This is a genomic window from Paractinoplanes maris, from assembly GCF_023544465.1.
In the GTDB taxonomy this organism is placed as follows: Bacteria; Actinomycetota; Actinomycetes; order Mycobacteriales; family Micromonosporaceae; genus Actinoplanes; species Actinoplanes maris.
The window spans coordinates 467211-486120 of record NZ_JALPVL010000007.1 but is presented as its reverse complement, the minus strand read 5'-3'; the positions used below and the strand labels follow the sequence as shown (position 1 = coordinate 486120).

Here is an 18910-nt window from a genome sequence, read left to right as displayed (position 1 = left end):
CCCGTCATCATGAAGGGGACCGGTCCCGCTGTGGACTGCTTCTGACGGTGCCGTCGCGCCACCCGGCCGGGCATGCACTTGGTCCGTGACAGTCAACTGTCAGTTCGCGGTTGATTCGTGGATCGGGGGAGTGGAGGACGGGTCGATCGAGTTCACGCCTGCGCTGCCGCCATGCTCCGGGGGCCGCCGTCCAGCACCAGGTAGTTGCGCCGGAGGGCGTGACCGGCGGACCCGGGGGCCGCGGTGTCGTCGACGTCCGGCACAAGCTGATTGTCGATGTCGGTCACGCCGGGGATCAGCGCGATGGTCCGGGCCGCGGCCTGCGCGGTCGTCCTCCGTGCCGTTCGTCCGGTGAGGGTCACGGCGCCGTCGTCCACGCTGACGCGCACTGCTCCGGGGCGGATCCGCAGCTCACCGATCAGGACGTGGTGCACCGCCTCGTCGCGGATCACGGCGTCCAGCCGGTCGTGGACCTTGAACAGGTCCGATCGGCTGACGATGCCCCGCAGCTTGTGGCCGGCGTCGACCACCAGCAGTCGACCGACGGCGCGCTGGTGCATCAGCCGGGCGGCGGCCGTCAGCGACGCGTCCGCCCCGATCGTCACCGGGGGACCGTTCATGATTCCGGCCGCCGTGCCCTCGGGCCAGTACAGGCGCGGTGGAAACGCCCGGCGCCACCATCGCCGCGAGCGTACTGGCTGGGCGACCTCGATGATCTCGTGCAGGTCGCTCCAGGAGACCACACCGAGCACGACGCCGAAATCGTCGACGATCGGCGCAGCGCTGATCTCCCGTTCGCGGAGCAGATCGACCAGCTCCTTCACCGGCGCATCTCCGGAGGCAGTGATCACATCAGTGGTCATCACGTCTTGGACTCGCCATTGCTGCATGTCAATCCCTTCCTGGTGCTCACGGTTCCGGCCACTGCCGACGCGACGATCGGAGGCGTTCACGCCTGTGGCTCGGAAGTACGGTGGTAGATCAATCTTTTGCGGGCCCAATGACGCAGGGCGTACACGGCGGACAAGGCGGCGACGACGGCGACGAGTGTCAGGGCTTCGGTCAGGCCGACGGTCACGAAGAGGATCACCGCCAGTCCGATGACGGCGGCGCCGAGGACGGCCACCACGGGGAACGAAGCTGTGCGGGATCGCATGAACTGCCTCCTTCGACGAAGCCATCGGGCCGGGAGCCGGCGCGGCGGCGATGGATCAAGGACGTGCCCCGGTCCGCGCCGGCGGCTGCGGTATCCCTGGGGTCTGTGTCCATTGTTGCCGCAGCTTCCTTGCCGGTTAAGAGCTACGAGGGACAGGAAACCGAGGTGCACGTTGCCGACCCTCGGCAACGAAGGTCGACGAGGCGTCGTGGGCCGGCTCCGGGTCTACGCTGATCGCGGAAGCGCAGACGTGGCAACCGGGGGTCTCAAGTGGATGTGTTGATGCCGGCGGCGTTCATCGGGCACGGCAATCCGATGAACGCTCTCGAGGTGAACCGCTACACCGCCGCCTGGCGGGTCTTCGGCGAATCAGTGCCCCGGCCGCGGGCGATCCTGGTGATCAGCGCCCACTGGTACACCAATGCCACCGCGGTCACCGCGATGCCCCGGCCGCGGACGATCCACGACTTCTACGGGTTTCCCGAGGAGCTCTTCGAGGTGCAGTATCCGGCGCCCGGGCTTCCCGACCTGGCCGCCGAGGTCAGCGACGTGGTCCATCTGACCTGGGTCGGCGCCGACATCGACAGCTGGGGCATCGACCACGGCACCTGGTCCGTGCTGACCCACGCCTTCCCCGACGCCTCGATCCCGGTCGTACAGCTCAGCATCAACGCGGACAAGCCACTGGACTACCACATCGAACTCGGCGCGAAGCTGGCTCCGCTGCGTCGTCGCGGCGTACTGATCATCGCCAGTGGCAACGTGGTGCACAACCTGCGCGGTATGGACTGGAAGCTCACCGACGACGGCTACGACTGGGCGCAACGCTTCGACGAGGATGCCAAGGTCCGCATGCTGACCGACCCCAGCGGGTTCGCGAGCCTCGACGCGCACCGTGACTACCGCAGCGCGGTGCCGACGCCCGACCATTTCATTCCCGCGCTCTATCTGGCCGGGCTCGCGGCGACCGCCGACGACCCCGGCACCTCGGTCCTGGTCGACGGCTACGCCTACGGATCGCTGTCGATGACGGCGTACACACTCGGGCTGTCCTGCCCGGACGCCGCCGGCGAGGGTGGTTCTCCGCAGCCGCCGGAGAGCCTGCCGCCGGACGGGTGCAACATCTGACGCCGCACGGCCCGGGGCATCGTCACAGACCGGCCCCTTCCGGCTGCCGTGAACCACGCACGTCAGGTGGTCTGCCGCGTGCGGAGCACACTCTCGTGCGGCACGACGGCCAGGCCTGCGGCAAGTCGTTGCATCAGCGTGGCGAGGTGGCGCCGGTCGTCGTCGGACCAGCCGTCCAAGGCTCGCCCGAAGAGGTCCTCGCCGGCCCTGTCCATGGCGTCGAGGCGGCGCCGTCCGTGGTCGGTGACGGTCATCAGGCTGGCCCGCCGGTCCCCGGGATCGCCCTGCCGGACAACCAGATCGCGGTCTTCCAGGCGGCGCACCTGCGGAGTGAGCGTCGACTTGTCGACCCCCTGCCAGGACGCCAGATCGGAGATACGCACGGGGCCGTGTGCGGTGATGGCCCGGAGCAGGGTGATGTCGTTCGCCGACAGCGTCTCGGCAGTGGACTCGAGCAGCATCCGGCGGACGTCGCCCCGGTGTGCCCACCGCATCAGCTGGGTGAATGCCTCATGTATCTGCCGGGCCGCAGTGCCATCGTCCATGCGGCACAGCCTACCGCGATAGATGGTTTGCGCAAACCAACTATTTTCGATATGGTTTGGATACACCAACTATTGAGAGGCGGTCATCGGCATGGTCACGAAGGCGACCCTGCACCACGGCATTCAGCGGGCGGGCGGCAAAGCCTCGCAACCCCCAAGCAACGGGCCACCCCGGCTGCCGCAGTCGGTGATGGTTCGACGAGCCTGGGGGAACGCGGCCATGCTGGGCATCACGTTGGGTGCCTGGCTCGGATTGCTGACCGGTGCGGTAGTCGGTCTCTTCGTCATCTCCGTGCCGACGCTGCTCGCGATGGTGAGCGGCCTGCTGATCGGCGGCGCCGCCGGTGGGATTCTCGGGCTCGTCACCCACGCGGCCACGGACGCGCGCAGTCGCGCGGGACGGAACGGCGGCGTGCCGTCACGCCGTCCGAGGGAGCGGCACTCCGCAGTCACTCTGCGCTCAGCGGGGCATCTGCGCCCTCTGGAAGTGGAGACCGAGCCGCTGCCCGGCTCGGCGGTCTCTTACACCCTGACGACGGCTGAGGGAAAGCGCGTCGGAGTAGTGGCACACCTGAACGGCCGGCGAGATGTGATCTCGTACGATCGCGACGACGTCGACCGGGTCGCGCACAACATGGTGCTGACAGAGACCGAGGCTCAGGCTGTCGCACAGATGCTCGGCCTGCCGGTGTTCTCGGCCCGGACGAGAACCGCGAAGAAGAACCTCGACGTCGCAGATCCCTCGCCCGCGCCTGTGCTCATCTCGGCCTGACGTCCGTAGCATCGATCAGGAACAGCGGATCAAGCAGCTACCAAGATCGATCGGCACAGCGCACTCCGCATCGAGTCGCGGACGGAATGTCGAGACATCATGACTGACCGACAGCGCGGTTTCCTCTGAGAGCGCAGGGGTACGTGGGCGGGCAGTCGCGAGACTGAGGGGACGCATGTGCTAGTCCTGCTGATCGCCCATCTGGCCGCCGCTCTCGTGGCGCCGACCCTCGTACGCCGCCTGGGGCTCCGGGCGTTCTACCTGCTCGCTCTGGTGCCGGCCAGTGGCCTGGGGTGGGCCGTGAGCCGTACGGCGGCGATGCGCGACGGAGGAGCGGTCACCGAGGTGTACCCCTGGGCCGGTCAGGTAGGCGCCGAGCTCGCCTTGCGCATGACGTCACTGTCTTGGCTGATGGTTCTGCTCGTCGGTGGAGTGGGCGCGCTGGCACTGGTCTACTGTGCCCGCTACTTCACCGCAGGAGAGCCCGGGCTGGCCCGATTCGCCGGTGTGTTCGTCGGTTTCGCCGGAGCGATGCTCGGCCTCGTGGTCTCCGACAACCTGATCGTGCTCTACGTCTTCTGGGAACTCACGACGGTTTTCTCGTACCTGCTCATCGGGCATGACCCGGCGAGCCGGGCCAGCCGGCTCGCCGCGCTGCAGGCACTCATCGTCACCACTGTCGGTGGCCTGGCGATGCTGGTGGGCATCATCATGCTGGGCGAGCATGCCGGCAGCTATCAGTGGTCCGTGGTGCAGGACGCCTTACCGACAGGCGGCTACCTCGTGGCTGCCGTAATCCTGTTGCTGCTCGGGGCCATGTCCAAGTCGGCGATTTTTCCCTTCAGTTTCTGGTTGCCGGCGGCCATGGCGGCTCCCACGCCGGTCAGCGCGTACCTGCATGCCGCGGCGATGGTGAAGGCCGGAGTGTTCCTGCTCGGGCTGCTCGGCCCGGCACTGGCCGGCGCCGCGCCGTGGCGGCCACTGGTCCTTGCCGGCGGACTGGTGACCATGGTGCTCGGCGGATGGACGGCGCTTCGCCAGCACGACCTGAAGCTCCTGCTGGCATACGGCACGGTCAGTCAGCTCGGTCTGCTCGCGGTCGCCCTCGGCGCGGGCTTCCGCGACGCCGCTCTGGCCGGCGCCATGATGCTGCTCGCACACGCGATGTTCAAGGCGGCGCTGTTCTTCGTGGTCGGAATCATCGACCACTCCGCCGGCACGCGGGACCTGCGCGAACTCAGCGGCCTGCGGCGGTCGCTGCCGTCGGTGTGGCTGGTGGCCGTCCTGGCGGCTCTTTCGATGGCTGGGGTGCCACCGCTGGCCGGCTTTGTCGGCAAGGAAGCCATCTTCGACGCGTTCCGCGGCGGCGGTTGGTGGAAGTGGGCGGTCCTGGCCGGCGTGGTCGCGGGGTCCGCGCTGACGGTGGCGTACACCCTGCGGTTCCTGTGGGGAGCCTTCTCCGACAAACACGGCGTCGCGCCGCGGACGGTGCACAACGTGTCGTGGCCGTTCCTTACTCCTCCTGCGCTGCTCGCCGTGGCCGGTCTTCTGGCGGGGTTGTCCTCGCCGGCGCTGAACGACCTTCTCGCCGGATACGCCGACACCTACTCGGGCGCGGCGGACTATCACCTCGCCGTCTGGCACGGTTTCACCCCGGCGCTGGCGTTGTCCATCCTGGCGTTGGGTGCCGGCGCGGCGATATTCGCCATGACCGCACGCACCACGCGGTGGCGGCGCCTGCGACTGCCGTTCACCGGCGCCGACGGATACGAACGGACCACCGGCCTGCTCGGACGGGCGGCGGTCGAGGTGACAGGCGCCACCCAGCGGGGTTCACTGCCGGTCTACCTCGGGACGATCCTCGTCATGCTGGTGCTGCTCGGCGGCGGTGCGCTGCTCGCCGGCCCGCCTCTCGTGGGCGGGTTCCGGCTGTGGGACGACCCGCTGCAGCTGATACCGGCGGCCGCGCTGACCGTCGCGGCTGTGTTCGCCGTGCGGGCCCGCCGGCGACTGGCGGCGGTGGTCCTGGTGGGTGTGACGGGGTACGCCACCGCGATGTTGTTCGTCCTGCACGGCGCACCGGACCTCGCACTGACACAACTGCTGGTCGAGACCTGCACGATGGTGATGTTCGTACTCGTGCTGCGGCGGTTGCCCGGTCATTTCGCCGTCCGGCCGTTGGTCTCCAGCCGCCCGCTGCGGGTGGCGATCGGACTCGCTGTCGGCGCTGTGGTGTCCGGTCTGGCGTACGCCGCGACCACGGGCCGTCAGGCTGTCGCCATCTCCACCGCCTTCGGGGAACCCGCGGTGTCCTTCGGCGGCGGAAGCAACATCGTGAACGTCATCCTGGTCGACATCCGGGCCTGGGACACGATGGGCGAGATCTCGGTCCTGGTCGTCGCGGCCATCGGAGTGGCCAGTCTGGTCTCCGGCGGTTCGCGGCGTCTGCTGCGCGGCGGCCGCCGTACGCCGTTGCCCACGCCGCCTCGGGGTGAGGTGTGGCTGATGGCCGGGCACACCCTCGATGCCGGGTTGCGCTCGCCGATCCTCGAGGTGATCACTCGCCTCGTCTTCCACACGATCGTCCTGTTCTCGGTGTACCTGCTGTTCGCCGGTCACAACGCGCCCGGGGGCGGTTTCGCCGGCGGGCTGGCTGTGGGGCTGGCGCTCGTGTTGCGCTACCTCGCCGGCGGACGGCACGAACTGAACGTGGCGGCGCCGGTGGACGCCGGCGTGGTCATGGGCACCGGCCTGTTCATCGCGCTCGGAACCGGCCTGGCCGCTCTGGTCGCCGGTGGCGAGTTCTTGCAGAGCACGTTGCTGGACTGGCACCTGCCGGTGCTGGGCCACGTCCACTTCGTGACGTCGACGATTTTCGACGTGGGCGTCTACCTGGTGGTCATCGGAGTGGTGCTGAACATCCTGCGCAGTCTGGGGGCCGAGATCGACCGTCACGATCGCACGGAACGGGCAGAGCCGGCCCGGCGGGAGGAGGAACTCGTATGAGCACGAATCTGCTTCTGGTCATCGTCGTCGGCGTGCTGTTCGCCGCCGGGGTCACGCTGCTGCTGGAACGAAGCCTGACCCGGGTCATCCTCGGCATCACGATGCTGGGCAACGGCGTGAACGTGCTGATCCTGCTGGGCGGGGCGTACGGCGGACCCCCGATCGTCGGCGTCACCCCCGAACCGGGCATGAGCGATCCACTGACCCAGGCGATGATCCTGACCGCCATTGTCATCACCCTCGGCATGACCGCGTTCCTGCTGGCGATGGCGTACCGAAGCTGGTTGCTGACCGGTCACGACGACGTGCAGGACGACGTCGAGGACCGGCGCATCATGGAGCGGGCCGAACGCGATCAAGGTCTCGAGGACCAGGATTCGCCACCGGTGACGGCGGCCGGCCCGGACAACTCCGATCAGGCGGGGCAGCGATGAACTGGCTGGTGCCCCTGCCCGTCGTCATGCCGCTGCTGGGCGCCGCCGTCACTCTGCTCCTGCGCCGGCATCCCAACCTCCAGCGCACTGTGAGCCTGGTGATTCTGGCCGCGACGCTCGCCGTGGCGGTGGCCCTGCTGGCCCTCACCGCCTCGGGTGACCCGCTGATCGTGGCCGTCGGCGGGTGGGCGGCGCCCATGGGCATCGTCCTCGTCGCCGACCAGTTGGCCGCCCTGATGCTCGTGGTGTCGGCCGCGGTGACGCTGTGCGTGTTGGTCTACTCCATCGGTCAGGGCATGGCCGACCAGGACGACGCCGTGCCCGTGGCGGTCTACCACCCGGCCTACCTCATTCTCACCGCCGGCGTCACCAATGCCTTCCTGGCCGGCGACCTGTTCAACCTCTACGTCGGCTTCGAGATCCTGCTCGCCGCGAGCTACGTTCTGATCACCATCGGCGCCACGAAGAGCCGGATCCGGGACGGCACCACGTACGTCGTGGTCAGTCTGCTGTCGTCGCTGATCTTCCTGACCGCGATCGGCCTGATCTACGGCGCAACCGGCACGCTGAACCTCGCCCAGCTCGCCGATCGGCTCGATGCGTTGCCGGACGGCCTGCAGCTCGGCCTGCAGAGCATGCTGTTGCTCGCCTTCGGCATCAAGGCCGCTGTGTTCCCGCTGTCCGCCTGGCTGCCCGACAGCTATCCGACTGCCATCGCGCCCGTCACGGCTGTGTTCGCGGGACTGCTGACCAAGGTCGGCGTGTACGCGATCATCCGGACCCAGACTCTGCTGTTCCCGGACGGTCCGGCCGACGACGCGATTCTGATAGCGGCGCTGCTCACGATGGTCGTCGGGATTCTCGGCGCCGTGGCCCAGTCGGACATCAAGCGATTGTTGTCCTTCACCCTGGTCAGCCACATCGGGTACATGCTCTTCGGTATCGGGCTCGCCTCGAGCGCCGGGCTGTCCGGCGCCATCTTCTACGTCGTGCACCACATCGTCATCCAGACCACCCTCTTCCTGGCCGCCGGCCTGGTCGAACGAAGGGGAGGCACCACGGCGCTCGAGCACCTCGGTGGGCTCGCCCGGCTGGCGCCCCTTCTCGGCGTCCTGTTCTTCCTTCCCGCACTGAACCTCGCCGGAATTCCGCCCTTCTCGGGCTTCCTCGGCAAGCTCGGGTTGCTCCAGGCCGGCGTCGCCAACGGCGGCGTCCTGGCCTGGCTACTCGTCTCCGGCGGCGTGATCACGAGCCTGCTCACGCTCTACGCGATCGGTCGGGTATGGAACCTGGCCTTCTGGCGGACTCCGCGTCCTGAGACTGTGGCGGCCGACGGCGCCGCCTCCGTCCGGGTGCTGCCGCGGCTCATGGTGGGCGCGACGCTCGCCCTCGTGGTTCTGGGCACCGGTCTCACGGTCGTCTCCGGCCCGCTCTTCGACGTCACTGGTCAGGCCGCTCAGGAGCTGCTCGATCGGGAACCGTACATCCAAGCCGTCTTCCCGGAGGAGGCGCCATGAGGTTGCCCAGATGGCGTGACCGGCTGCTGACGGCGGCCGTGCTGGTTACGGTGTGGATGCTGCTCTGGGGGGTCTTCTCCTGGGCCAACCTGATCAGCGGACTCCTCGTCGCCGCGGTGGTGATCACGGTGTTTCCGCTGCCGCCCGTCACCGTGGCCGGGCGCCCGCATCCGGTCGCTCTGCTCCGCCTGGCGTGGCGCTTCGTCATCGATCTGGTGGCTGCCAGCTTTCAACTCGCCGTGCTCGCTTTCCGCTTCGGGCACCAGCCGCGCAGCGCCATCATCCGGGTGCCGTTGCGGGTTCCTTCCGACCTGGTGCTGACCCTGACCGGAGAGGCCGTCTCCTTGGTGCCGGGCAGCCTCATCGTGGACACCGATCGGGCCTCCACGACGCTCTACATCCACGTCATCGGTGTGGCCGACCGCGCCGCCGTCGAGCGGTTCCGGCACGAGGTGTACGAGACCGAGGCGCGCATCGTCCGGGCGATCGGCTCGGACGACGAGATCCGAAGACTCAGCGACCCGCCGCCGGTCGAGAAAAGGAGACAGCTGTGATCGTCGTCGGCATCATCGCGTCCGTACTGCTCTGCGCGGCCGTGTCTCTCGTACTGGTTCGCATCGTCCGCGGGCCGACCACGCTGGATCGGATCGTGGCTGTCGACGTGCTGCTCGCCATCGTGGTGTGCGCCATCGCGGCCGAGGCCGCCTACACCCGCGACGCGACCTCGCTGCCCATTCTCGTCGTCCTGTCGATCCTGGGCTTCGTCGGCTCGGTCGCGGTCGCCCGGTTCTCTCCGAGGAGCAGGCGATGACCGTCCAGACCGTAGCTGACGTCCTCGCCGGCACCTGCCTGATCTCGGGAGCGTTCCTGAGCCTGGCGGCCGGGGTGGGGCTTCTACGCTTTCCCGATCTGCTCAACCGCATGCACGCGGCCACCAAGCCGCAAGTGCTGGGACTCCTGCTGATCCTGGCCGGCACGGCGCTACGGCTGCAGAACACCATCGACATCACGACTCTCGTCCTGGTCGGCGTCTTCCAGCTGGCCACCGCGCCGGTGGCCGCGCACATGGTCGGCCGAGCCGTCTACCGGGCCGGTCACGTGCGACGGGACCTGCTCATCGTCGACGAGCTCGCGGAGGATCGAGCAGACGCCCAGCCCCCGTCACGGTGACGCCGAGGTATTCCCGTCGCGCGGTGGAACGCGCCCGAGGCTCTGTTCCGCAGCGCGTGCAGTGGAGGGCGGTGGGCGCGATCCGTAGCCGGCCCAGCGGGATGGGCCGGTCGCAGGTCGCGCACACGCCGTAGCTTCCTTCGGACATGCGCCTGAGAGCGTGAGCCGTGTCGGCGATCCGTCGACGGGCCGAGGTGATGAGCCCGTCGAGGACCTCCGGGTCGTAGCCGGCGTGCCGAGGTAGCCGGGCGTATACCGTCAGCTGTGTCAGCCGGGTGGTCTGAGCGGCGAACTCGTCCTCGAGCATGGTGCGGAACAGTTCCATCGGCTCAACCGGGGCTTGCGGTGCGGCTGTCATGTTGCCTCCTCCAGCGAATCCTCCGAGGGACTCGTCGCCGCCGTCGTGGCCTTGCTGGCGCTGCTGGTCCAGATGGACATGTTCCATGGACCGTTCAACACCGGTGACCCGACCTCTGGACGATGATTGGCCTGCACCGCAGGCATTGCCGGCATCCCGGGGACTGGCGAGCTTTTACTCAAGGCCGTGCTGCGTGCCGCAGCTGGCGAGCCACCAGGATTGCCGTGTGATCGACGCGGCTGCTGATCGGGGGCGAAGGCTCCGCACCGAGGCCTCTTGGACGACATCCCGGGACTCTGAGTCTGACCTGCCCTGACATGGGATTTGTTCGCCAGTCTCGACACCATGGGCAGACAAACACTCGATCGGACGGTACGAAGGTCCTGGCGTCGAGGTGGTTGGCGGAGCCGGCACGAAGGTAGCTGAGCAGTGACCGTGTTGCGCTGGCTGTCCCCCGGACCGCTCGCGAGTCTCCCGGGATGTTGGCGTCGTGAGCGGTGTTGCCGCCGTCGAGCGCGACGGCAGTCGCATTGTTCCGAGGCGATGCGCCTGCGGTGTGACATTCTGCAGTGCCGCTCGCGGTGTCATCCGCGTGAGTGGGCTCAGGCATCCTGGCGCTGTCTGCGCCGACTGCCCGTGGTGAGGCGGATGCGGCCGCGCCGACGCTGCTTGCCGGGGTGGAACGGTTCGGCGCTGAACGGGTGGGTGCGGCTGACGTTGGAGCGCACCAGATCGGCGTCGTCGAAGTCGTACCGGATGCGGTTGGCCACCGCTGTTACCCCGGGCACCGCCGTGACCACCCGGGTGATGATGTCAGCGGTGGAGCGCCGGCCCACCGCGCCGATCAGCGTCACCGCGCCCGCGGCGACACGGACACCGACCTGATCCGGGTAGATCCACATCCGGCGACGCAACTCCGCCTCGACCTCGCGCCGCATCTCTGCGTCGGTGCGCGCGTACGGGCGCAGTACATCGCCGCGGGAGACCACGCCGAGCAGTCGTCCCTGCGGGCTCGTGACCAACAACCGGCGTACCTTGCGGTCCTGCATGGTTCTGGCTGCCTGGGTCAGCGACGCAGCTGGACCGATGGACATCGCAGGGGTGGTCATCATGTCCCTGGCTCGCGGAGCCGTGGCCTTTCCCTTCGGTCGGCCCCCACGCGCGTTGTCCCGCTCGCCCTTCGCGACGCCGACGAGCAGATCGGCCTGCGAGACAACACCGACTACGCCGCCCGTCGGGACGGTCACCGGTACGGCACTGATGCCCTCGCGTTCGAGCAGACTCGCGATCTGCCCCACCGGAGTGTCCACATCCACGGTGGTCACCTTGTGCGTCATCACGTCATCGACCTGCCAGTGCATCTCGACACCTCTCCGGACTGTCCGAGGCGGGGCAGGTGCCCCGTACCGCAGTCTTTTCGTCGCCATTACTTGCTACGTCAATTATCGCCGCGAGGGTGCGCGTCGACCACGGTCCGCGACGGCGACCTATCTCCTTGTTGCTTGCCGACCGTCGGCAACGGCCGCCATGCGGCCTGATGCCCGTGCCCGCTCAGATCGCACTCGGTCCTGTCATCGGGCAGCTGCTGGCCCAGACCGTGGTCAAGGGTGAAGTGCCGCCCGAACTGGCGCCGCTCGACCCGCTGCGCCGACCGCTGCGCGCCGGGAGCTTTGGCTTCCGGCGGTCCTCATCCTATGGTGGAGCCATGTCACCGGTCACGTTCTGCCCGCATGCCGTCACTGAGGTGCCGGCGGCCGCTGCGTGCGTGTTGACGCCAGTGCCGGTGGCCTCCCGGGTGGTGACCATCGCATCCACCCTCATGTGCCCGATGTCGGCGCGAACCGGCCGAGGCCCTCCCGCGGACCGTTGCATCCACTGAACGGCCGCCAGGGCGAAGCTTCTCAGCTTCGGCCCTTTTTTGTTTCCCGCATTCCGTGAAAGGAAGACCATGAGTATCGATCATCGAACTGTCGACCACAGCCGGCTGGCCGAGTTGCGCGCCTCCCTGGCCGACGACTTCACCACGCAGACGGCCCGGCTCCGAGAACTGACCGAGATCAACGCCGACACCGGCGACCCCGGCGAGGCGCACAACCGGGCGGAGCTGCTGGTCACGACCCGGCGCAACATCGAGCAGATCACCGGTGCGCTCCGCCGGATGGCCGACGGCACCTACGGCGGGTGCGAGAAGTGCGACCGGAACATTCCGGTGGAGCGCCTCGAGATTCTTCCGCATGCCCGCTTCTGCGTGCCCTGCCAGGCAAAGCACAAGGGGTGACCTGGCCGGGGATGCCGTGCCGCTCTGCGGCGCGGCATCCCCGCGCCGTCACCTACCGGCGAAATCGTCGCCGCGGAGTGCCCAGTGATGTCGACGCCTGCGATCACCACCCGTGGCCTGACCGTCGTCGGCGACGGTGCTCTGCATCAGAGCCGTCGAGCAACGACTTTGTTACCCGGGTGACCCTCGCAGCTCTCACGCTCGGCGGATGACAGCCGCACGAACGCGTCCTCGTCATCCCGATGCCGGTAGGGGCCTTTCGGGCCAGTCGAGGGCGCGTGCGCCGAGCACTGCGGCTTGCAGGGTGAATCGGTGAGCGGGGTCGGCCGGGTCGTAGCCGGTGAGGGTGCGGACGCGTTCGAGACGGTAGGTCACTGCCCGTACTGATATGTGGATGAGTTTCGCGGTTTCGGTGGCCACGCCGCCGGTGTCGAAGTACGCGTGCAACGTGGTGACCAACGGCTCGGCGCCGCCCCGCGCGCCGGTGAGCGGGCTGAGCACGGCGTGGACCAGTTCGACGATGGCGGGCTGATCGCGGAGCAGGACTCGGTAGATCAGCAGGTCGCGGGCACTGACCACAGGAGAAGCCACGCGGAGCCGGGCGGCCATGGTGAGTGCCTCGCGGGCTTCTTCGTACGAGCGAGCGATGCCGTACAGGCCGGGGTGGGGCCGGCCGACGGCGATCTGCCATGGCCGTCCGCGAGGCAGGCGGCGAAGCTGGTCGTGCATCAGATGTCCGAGGTCGTCGGCGGCAGCACTGCGCCGAGGCGGCGCGGAGTCGGGGTTGCTGGCGTCGGCGGGTGCCAAGACCACCAGGAGCCCGTCCTTGGTCGCGACGAGAACGTCACGGTCGCCGAGACGGTCGAAGATCACCGCTTCAAGAGCGGAGATGGCCGCATCGGTGTCGGGCAGCCTTCGGCTCGGCGCGGCCAAGGCGACCTGGTGGACCCGGGCGAGGTCGAGACCGAACGGTTCGGCGCGTTCCACCAGGGCGCCGAGATCGGAGTCGCCGCGCAGCAGGTCGTCGATGAGTTCCCGGCGCAGCGCCTCCTCGCGGCGCACCAGGTCGCGACGGGCGACGGCGTAACCCTCGGCCAGGGTCGCAACGGCGTCGTCCACGACGTGCAGCACGGCCGTCGCGGCGGCTCGTACGGCCTCTCGGTCGCGGCTGCGGACGACCTCGGGAAGGTCCTGCCACAGCCGGCGGGCGGCGGACAGGTAGAGCTGCACCACCCGGCCGGCGGAGATGCCCTGCTCGGCGGCTCGCCGGCCGAGCGCTTCCACGGCGTCCAGTTCGGCACGTTTGGGTTTACGGCCGGTGATGGCGGCGTCGGCCAGCAGCGGCAGGTAGTCGCCGAGCAACGCCACCGGCACGCCGCCGGCGTCACGGCTAGCCCCGGCGGCGACGGCGACGAGCCACTGCTCGTCGCCGTCGGCCACCACCGGGCGCTGGCTACGGCGCGCTTTGTTGTCCGCCATGTGCGCCCTCCCGTCTGACGTTGCCGGATGTCCAGCATCCCAGGTTCGACGGGCAGCGGTTCGACGGGCAGCGGGAAGATCAATTCCACGGCGGCCGCCTCGGCGGTCACCGGCCCGCCCACGGCAAGAGACCTACCCACAGCTTGAATAGCCGGCCGTGGTCGACAACTCATGATCCTAGGAAGGTCTGGCGTCGTGACGTCCGGTACGGACGGCACTCGCAACGGAGAGCCGATCAGGGCCGTGGCAACCAGCTTCCGTCCGGCCCTTGAACCGGGCGGCCTGAGGCTGGGAATACCCCACTGCCCCGACTGTGCGGGCACACTTGAGCTGTGGATCATCACGAGTTCGGCGCCGCGGTGCGCCACCTGCGGGAGAGCACAAATCCCGCAACGGTCGGGCTGCCGGTCGGCCGGCGTCGGGTGCAAGGTCTGCGGCGGGAGGAACTCGGCGAGCTCGCGGGGATGTCCGCGGACTACGTGCGCCGGTTGGAGCAGGGGCGCAGCCATCCGTCGGCCGGGGTGGTGAACGCCATCGCCCGTGCGCTCCGGATCGGGCGGGCGGATTACGAGCGGCTCTGCGCGCTGTCCGGGTACGCCGCCGCGGACGGGCAGGTGCCCAACGAGATCGGTCCGGGTGCGATGCGGCTGCTGGAGCGGTTCACAGACACTCCGATGTTCGTCTCCGACGGTGCGATGAATCTGGTCGCCGTGAACAGCGCGTTTCTGGCGCTGGGGCACTGGGCCGTCACGGGGGATCCCTGGGAGTGGAATGTCGCCTGGCGTACGTTCTGTGATCCGTTCGTTGGTTTCCGGCAGTCCGCGGCCGACGTGACCGATCACGAGGCGGTCCTTGTCGCCCAGCTGAGGAGCACGCTGTTGCGCTACCCCGCCGACGCGTCGCTGGCCGCGCTGGTGGACGAGCTGCGAAGCCGAAGCCGCCGGTTCGACACCCTGTGGCGTACGCCGCGACCGGTGACGGCGTACGAGAGCAGTGCTGAGTTCGTTCATCCGGACGGCGCCGCCGTCACGCTCGTCGGCAACCTGCTCGCCATCCCGGGTGACGACCTGGCGGCTCTGATGCTCACCGCGGCGCCGGGCTCGGCCGATGCGGCGCGTCTGGCCGAGATCGTCAGCGGCGCCGGGCATCCGGCCATCGTCAAGGTGGGCCAGCCCGGCCCAGGCTGATCACGTCGAATCCTGCGAAGTTGATTGACGTCTCCAGCAACACCTCGACGGCGTTCCACGGAAGCAGGTTCAGCGATGAAAGCAGTGCGTTTTCACGAGTTCGGCGGTCCCGAGGTCCTTCGGTACGAGGATGTCGAGCAGCCCACCCCCGGCAGCGGTCAGGTCCGGATCCGGGTCGCCGCGACGTCGTTCAACGGCGTCGACGGCAACATCCGGGCGGGCTTCATGCAGGGCCCGATCCCGGTCGAGCTCCCGCACACGCCCGGCATCGACGTCGCCGGCACGGTCGACGCGCTCGGTGACGACGTGGACGAGATCGCGGTCGGCGACCGGGTCATCGGTTTCCTGCCGATGACGGCGGCCGGTGCGGCGGCGGAGTTCGTGATCGCGCCGGCCGACATCCTGACGGGGGCACCGAAGAACATCCCGCTGGCCGACTCGGCGGCGTTGCCGCTGGTGAGCTTGACCGCGTGGCAGGCGCTGTTCGACCACGGAAACCTGACCGCCGGTCAGCGGGTGCTGATCAACGGCGCCGGCGGGGCGGTCGGTGGATACGCCGTGCAGCTGGCCAAGGAGGCCGGCGCCCACGTGATCGCCACGGCCAGTCCGCGCAGCGCCGGGCGGGTCGAAGCCGCGGGCGCTGACGACGTTGTCGACCACACCACCACCGACGTGACCGCGGCGGTGACCGAGCCGGTCGACCTCGTGCTGAACCTCGCGCCGGTTTCCCCGGAACAGCTGGCCGCGCTGGTCTCGTTGATCCGGGACGGTGGCACCCTGGTCAACACCACCGTCTGGATGCCAGCCCCTTCCGACGAGGAGCGCGGCGTTCGCGGCATCGATCTGTTCGTCCGCAGCGACGCCGACCAGCTCGCCGACCTGGTCGCTCGGGTCAACACCGGTGAGTTGCGCGTCGAGGTCGCCCAGCGGGTCGCCCTGGCCGACCTGTCGGCACTTCACGCCCAGGCCGGCGCGAGCGAGCTGCCGGGCAAGACCATCGTCACGCTCTGACCCGCCTCTTCGAAGGAGCCCCAGCAATGATTCCCGATGACGACCCGTCCCGCTCGCTGACCGTGGCCCATCCGGACGACCCGAGCACGACGTACGTCTCGCTGGTCGGCAACACGTACGCCATGCTCATCACCGGCGAGCAGACCAACGGCCAGTACTGCCTGATCGATATGCGCGTCCCCGACGGTGGCGGCCCGCCCCCGCACAGGCACGATTTCGAGGAGATGTTCACGATCCTCGAGGGCGAGATCGAGTTCATGTTCCGGGGCGGGAAGCACACCGTCCGGGCCGGGTCGACGATCAACATCCCGGCCAACGCGCCGCACAACTTCCGCAACGTCTCCGGCGCGCCGGCCCGGATGCTTTGCATGTGTACCCCGGCCGGGCAGGACGAGTACTTCCTGCGGATCGGCGACGTGATCGCCGGCAAGGACGCGCCACCGCCTCAGCTGTCGCCCGACGAGCTCGCCGAGCGCCGCCGCCGCGCTGCCGAACTGGCCCCCACGTACCGCAGTGAGTTCCTGTAGTCACGTCGGCGGACCGTCGTCATCCGGGAACCGGCAGGAATCCATTGACCGCTCCTCGCCTCCCTACGCCACGCCAGCGCGTACCGGTCGACGAGATCACCGCGGCAGGAGGGCAGGCGGACGAGTACGGCGTGCCGGAGCTTCGCGTGTACGCCGGAAGCGCAGCACCGGGCCGCCGAGAAGACGCTTGTCCTCATCGCTGCGTACGGGGTCGAGCGTGCCCGAAGTACATGAGTTCCCAGATGGCTTCTTCGGTGTACTCCTCGACGGACCGGCCGGCCTTCAAGTGCTCGACGGTCAGTGAGCCGGCGAACCGTAGATAGGCCCCGTCGAACCCGGCCAGCCGGGCCGCCATGCGCTTGACGAAGGGCAGGTCCTTGGTGATCGGGTTGCGCGCCAGGTCGCGCTGTCGATCGAAGGTGACCACGTAGGTGTCGTCGGCATCGACGTAGCGGTAGCGGACGATGTTCGCGACTGGTTTGCCGGTCTCGTCATCGGTGTAGATCTGCTGCGGCTCGAAGGCAGTCTTCGTGGGGTCGTCACCGATGATCCGGCCGTCGCGGGTCAGCATGAAGATGGGGATCTCGTCGTAGCCGTATTTCGGGGCGGCGGTGATGAACGAGGCGATGACCGTGTAGGGCCCGGCCTGCCCGCGACCCCAATACCAGTCGTGGATGATCTTCTGCATCCCGACGTTGCCCCAGTTGTGGTCGTGATACCCGACGCCGGTCGTCTCGTGCCGCCGGCCATCCACTGTGTACGCCCCGGTCACGGTGCCTTGCGGTACTGCCGGAAGCCAATTGAATTCGAGGTCTTTATCCGGGCCGAACAGCATGTGGCCGGTTGCCGGGCGCCAGGCCGGGACGTCGGCGGTCAGGGTGAAGTCGACGTCGACCGGGCCCGCTGTGGCTTGGATCCGGTATTCGCGCAGGCCTTCGCCGGAGAACCGGTTCTCTGATCCCATCCGGACGTCGGTGTGGTCGCGTTCCGCGGACCACTGGTCGGCCGGCACCGCGATGACATGGTTGGACATGGTGCCGTCGGGCAGTTCGAGGTTGACCCGCAGCTGCGGCGACAGCGGTTCGGTTGCCGCACCCAGGTCCTTGTTCATGAAGACGACCACGATCTTGGCACCGTCGGCGAGGTGCGCATCGAAATACCACCACTCGTACGATCCGGCGCGGTCGTCGGTGCGGGCACCGTCCTCCCATTCCGCGATCGCCTCGCTCGACAGGCGGAAACGCTCATAGTCGTTGCTCATCACGGCCAGATTGTCGGACATGTCATTTCCCTTTTCTTCAAGGCGGAGGCCCGGTCGGCGGTTTGCCTCGGTTCATCGGCGAGTGTGGAAGCGGCGCGTTCGGTTGTGGGTCGAGCCGGTCGATCGTTCGCGACGAGGACGGCGATCCAGGGCAGCAGCACCATGCCGGCGACGCACAGCACAAGCCACGGCCACATCACTGGGGGGCGCACGCTGACCACGACGGTGCCCAGGACGAGAAGGCCGGCGCGCCCGCTCATCATCAGCAGGTACCGCCTATGTCGGGCGCGGAACAGTTCTTCCTGACTCCGGGCCGCGCTCGTGATGAGAAAGGGCTGCTTCGAGGACTTGTTCACGACGGAAGCTCCGATTGGGTTCATCATGCGTGTTTCGATGGCGAAGTCGGGCGTTCAGCAAAGATGACGAGCCGGCGTCGGTGGATGTGACACGTCATTCGAGCCGGTTCGGCGGAGGTGGGCCTGACACGTCTTTCGTCGGCCGAACCGGACGAGAAACACAACGGGGCAGCGTGCCGGGTCGCGTCACGAGTGATGCGGCTCATGCCGCGTCACATCGGCCGGCTCTGCACCGTCTTCATGGAATGAGCATCCGTGTCAGGAGTACACGCCGATGGCTGCGAGCCGGGATCATATTGTTGATCGTTTCGGAGTCCGCCATCGGTGTTTGGCAGTACTTGTTCGATGTGGCCGGCCTCGGCCTGGGGCTGATCGGCGCTTTGCTGTTCGCCGCGGTCAGTTTGAATCATCAGATGGTCCGCGCATCACTGGTTGCCTTTGCCATCTATACGGCCGGCCACTTCGTCTATCAGGAGTTGCATTTCGACGGGTCAGCGGCTCATGTCATCAGCGGCTCCCTCATCGTGGAGTTCTTGCTGGCGGTCAGCCTGCTGGCGCTGACCCCTCGACTGAAACAGCGACATGCCCGTGTCCCTGCTCGGAGTGGTGGCCGCCCCCGCGTTTCCGAGATGTCCGGCACCTTGTGACAGGTTGAGAATATTGTGACCTAGCCGACGGCGCCGCATTCGGTGTCACATCTGGAGCGGCTGGCACGTCCTGACAAT

The 18910-nt window shown here is 68.2% G+C and carries 21 protein-coding genes; 13 read left to right on the top strand and 8 right to left on the bottom strand.

Annotation, left to right across the window (positions count from 1 at the left end; genetic code table 11):
* Positions 1-152: 152 nt before the first annotated feature.
* On the bottom strand, positions 153-863 hold the full coding sequence (locus NAG42_RS22760; RefSeq protein WP_284045692.1) for a CBS domain-containing protein: 711 nt from the start codon (positions 861-863) through the stop codon (positions 153-155).
* A gap of 86 nt (positions 864-949) precedes the next feature.
* The gene (locus tag NAG42_RS22755; protein WP_250032813.1) at positions 950-1156 is read right to left on the bottom strand and encodes a hypothetical protein; all 207 of its coding nucleotides are present in this window, start codon (positions 1154-1156) and stop codon (positions 950-952) included.
* Positions 1157-1438: 282 nt separating this feature from the next.
* Here NAG42_RS22755 and ygiD point away from each other — a divergent pair, with 282 nt between their 5' ends.
* Positions 1439-2284, top strand: coding sequence for a 4,5-DOPA-extradiol-dioxygenase (gene ygiD, locus NAG42_RS22750; protein WP_250032812.1), 846 nt, complete (start codon positions 1439-1441; stop codon positions 2282-2284).
* A gap of 62 nt (positions 2285-2346) precedes the next feature.
* Here ygiD and NAG42_RS22745 read toward each other — a convergent pair whose 3' ends face one another.
* Positions 2347-2829 carry a MarR family winged helix-turn-helix transcriptional regulator gene (locus tag NAG42_RS22745; protein WP_250032811.1) on the bottom strand — a complete coding sequence of 161 codons (483 nt, stop codon included), beginning with the start codon at positions 2827-2829 and terminating at the stop codon, positions 2347-2349.
* A gap of 91 nt (positions 2830-2920) precedes the next feature.
* Here NAG42_RS22745 and NAG42_RS22740 point away from each other — a divergent pair, with 91 nt between their 5' ends.
* From NAG42_RS22740 to mnhG, 7 genes are all read left to right on the top strand, one after another.
* Positions 2921-3601, top strand: coding sequence for a cation:proton antiporter regulatory subunit (locus tag NAG42_RS22740; protein WP_250032810.1), 681 nt, complete (start codon positions 2921-2923; stop codon positions 3599-3601).
* A 177-nt stretch (positions 3602-3778) separates the two neighbouring features.
* Complete coding sequence (locus NAG42_RS22735; protein ID WP_250032809.1) at positions 3779-6607, top strand: Na+/H+ antiporter subunit A; 2829 nt, start codon at positions 3779-3781, stop codon at positions 6605-6607.
* Positions 6604-7041 carry a Na(+)/H(+) antiporter subunit C gene (locus NAG42_RS22730; protein ID WP_250032808.1) on the top strand — a complete coding sequence of 146 codons (438 nt, stop codon included), beginning with the start codon at positions 6604-6606 and terminating at the stop codon, positions 7039-7041. The genes NAG42_RS22735 and NAG42_RS22730 overlap by 4 nt, the downstream gene beginning before the upstream one ends.
* Positions 7038-8558 (top strand): Na+/H+ antiporter subunit D, encoded by a 1521-nt coding sequence (locus NAG42_RS22725; RefSeq protein WP_250032807.1) that lies wholly within the window; start codon positions 7038-7040, stop codon positions 8556-8558. The genes NAG42_RS22730 and NAG42_RS22725 overlap by 4 nt, the downstream gene beginning before the upstream one ends.
* Positions 8555-9112 carry a Na+/H+ antiporter subunit E gene (locus tag NAG42_RS22720; RefSeq protein ID WP_250032806.1) on the top strand — a complete coding sequence of 186 codons (558 nt, stop codon included), beginning with the start codon at positions 8555-8557 and terminating at the stop codon, positions 9110-9112. The genes NAG42_RS22725 and NAG42_RS22720 overlap by 4 nt, the downstream gene beginning before the upstream one ends.
* Positions 9109-9369 carry a monovalent cation/H+ antiporter complex subunit F gene (locus NAG42_RS22715; RefSeq protein WP_250032803.1) on the top strand — a complete coding sequence of 87 codons (261 nt, stop codon included), beginning with the start codon at positions 9109-9111 and terminating at the stop codon, positions 9367-9369. The genes NAG42_RS22720 and NAG42_RS22715 overlap by 4 nt, the downstream gene beginning before the upstream one ends.
* Positions 9366-9728, top strand: coding sequence for a monovalent cation/H(+) antiporter subunit G (gene mnhG, locus NAG42_RS22710; RefSeq protein ID WP_250032802.1), 363 nt, complete (start codon positions 9366-9368; stop codon positions 9726-9728). The genes NAG42_RS22715 and mnhG overlap by 4 nt, the downstream gene beginning before the upstream one ends.
* Here mnhG and NAG42_RS45360 read toward each other — a convergent pair.
* Together NAG42_RS45360 and NAG42_RS22705 are read right to left on the bottom strand one after the other, a co-directional pair.
* Positions 9673-9876, bottom strand: coding sequence for a TraR/DksA family transcriptional regulator (locus NAG42_RS45360; protein WP_369077110.1), 204 nt, complete (start codon positions 9874-9876; stop codon positions 9673-9675). The genes mnhG and NAG42_RS45360 overlap by 56 nt on opposite strands.
* 812 nt (positions 9877-10688) lie before the next feature.
* On the bottom strand, positions 10689-11447 hold the full coding sequence (locus NAG42_RS22705) for a CBS domain-containing protein (RefSeq protein WP_250032801.1): 759 nt from the start codon (positions 11445-11447) through the stop codon (positions 10689-10691).
* Between the two features lie 587 nt (positions 11448-12034).
* Here NAG42_RS22705 and NAG42_RS22700 point away from each other — a divergent pair.
* A complete protein-coding gene (locus NAG42_RS22700) occupies positions 12035-12364 on the top strand; it encodes a TraR/DksA family transcriptional regulator (protein ID WP_250032800.1) in 330 nt (109 codons plus the stop codon).
* A 234-nt stretch (positions 12365-12598) separates the two neighbouring features.
* Here NAG42_RS22700 and NAG42_RS22695 read toward each other — a convergent pair whose 3' ends face one another.
* The gene (locus NAG42_RS22695; RefSeq protein ID WP_250032799.1) at positions 12599-13843 is read right to left on the bottom strand and encodes a PucR family transcriptional regulator; all 1245 of its coding nucleotides are present in this window, start codon (positions 13841-13843) and stop codon (positions 12599-12601) included.
* A 332-nt stretch (positions 13844-14175) separates the two neighbouring features.
* Here NAG42_RS22695 and NAG42_RS45010 point away from each other — a divergent pair, with 332 nt between their 5' ends.
* From NAG42_RS45010 to NAG42_RS22680, 3 genes are all read left to right on the top strand, one after another.
* The gene (locus NAG42_RS45010) at positions 14176-15030 is read left to right on the top strand and encodes a helix-turn-helix domain-containing protein (protein ID WP_250032798.1); all 855 of its coding nucleotides are present in this window, start codon (positions 14176-14178) and stop codon (positions 15028-15030) included.
* A 75-nt stretch (positions 15031-15105) separates the two neighbouring features.
* A complete protein-coding gene (locus NAG42_RS22685; protein ID WP_250032796.1) occupies positions 15106-16041 on the top strand; it encodes an NADP-dependent oxidoreductase in 936 nt (311 codons plus the stop codon).
* Between the two features lie 26 nt (positions 16042-16067).
* Entirely contained in the window at positions 16068-16568 is a 501-nt protein-coding gene (locus tag NAG42_RS22680) for a cupin domain-containing protein (protein WP_250032795.1), read from the top strand.
* 193 nt (positions 16569-16761) lie between these two features.
* Here NAG42_RS22680 and NAG42_RS22675 read toward each other — a convergent pair whose 3' ends face one another.
* Together NAG42_RS22675 and NAG42_RS22670 are read right to left on the bottom strand one after the other, a co-directional pair.
* Entirely contained in the window at positions 16762-17850 is a 1089-nt protein-coding gene (locus tag NAG42_RS22675) for a hypothetical protein (RefSeq protein WP_250032794.1), read from the bottom strand.
* Complete coding sequence (locus NAG42_RS22670) at positions 17829-18185, bottom strand: DUF3099 domain-containing protein (protein WP_250032792.1); 357 nt, start codon at positions 18183-18185, stop codon at positions 17829-17831. The genes NAG42_RS22675 and NAG42_RS22670 overlap by 22 nt, the downstream gene beginning before the upstream one ends.
* Before the next feature lie 299 nt (positions 18186-18484).
* On the opposite strand from NAG42_RS22670, the gene NAG42_RS22665 reads away from it, so the two are divergent.
* A complete protein-coding gene (locus tag NAG42_RS22665) occupies positions 18485-18832 on the top strand; it encodes a hypothetical protein (protein ID WP_250032791.1) in 348 nt (115 codons plus the stop codon).
* Positions 18833-18910: the final 78 nt, after the last annotated feature.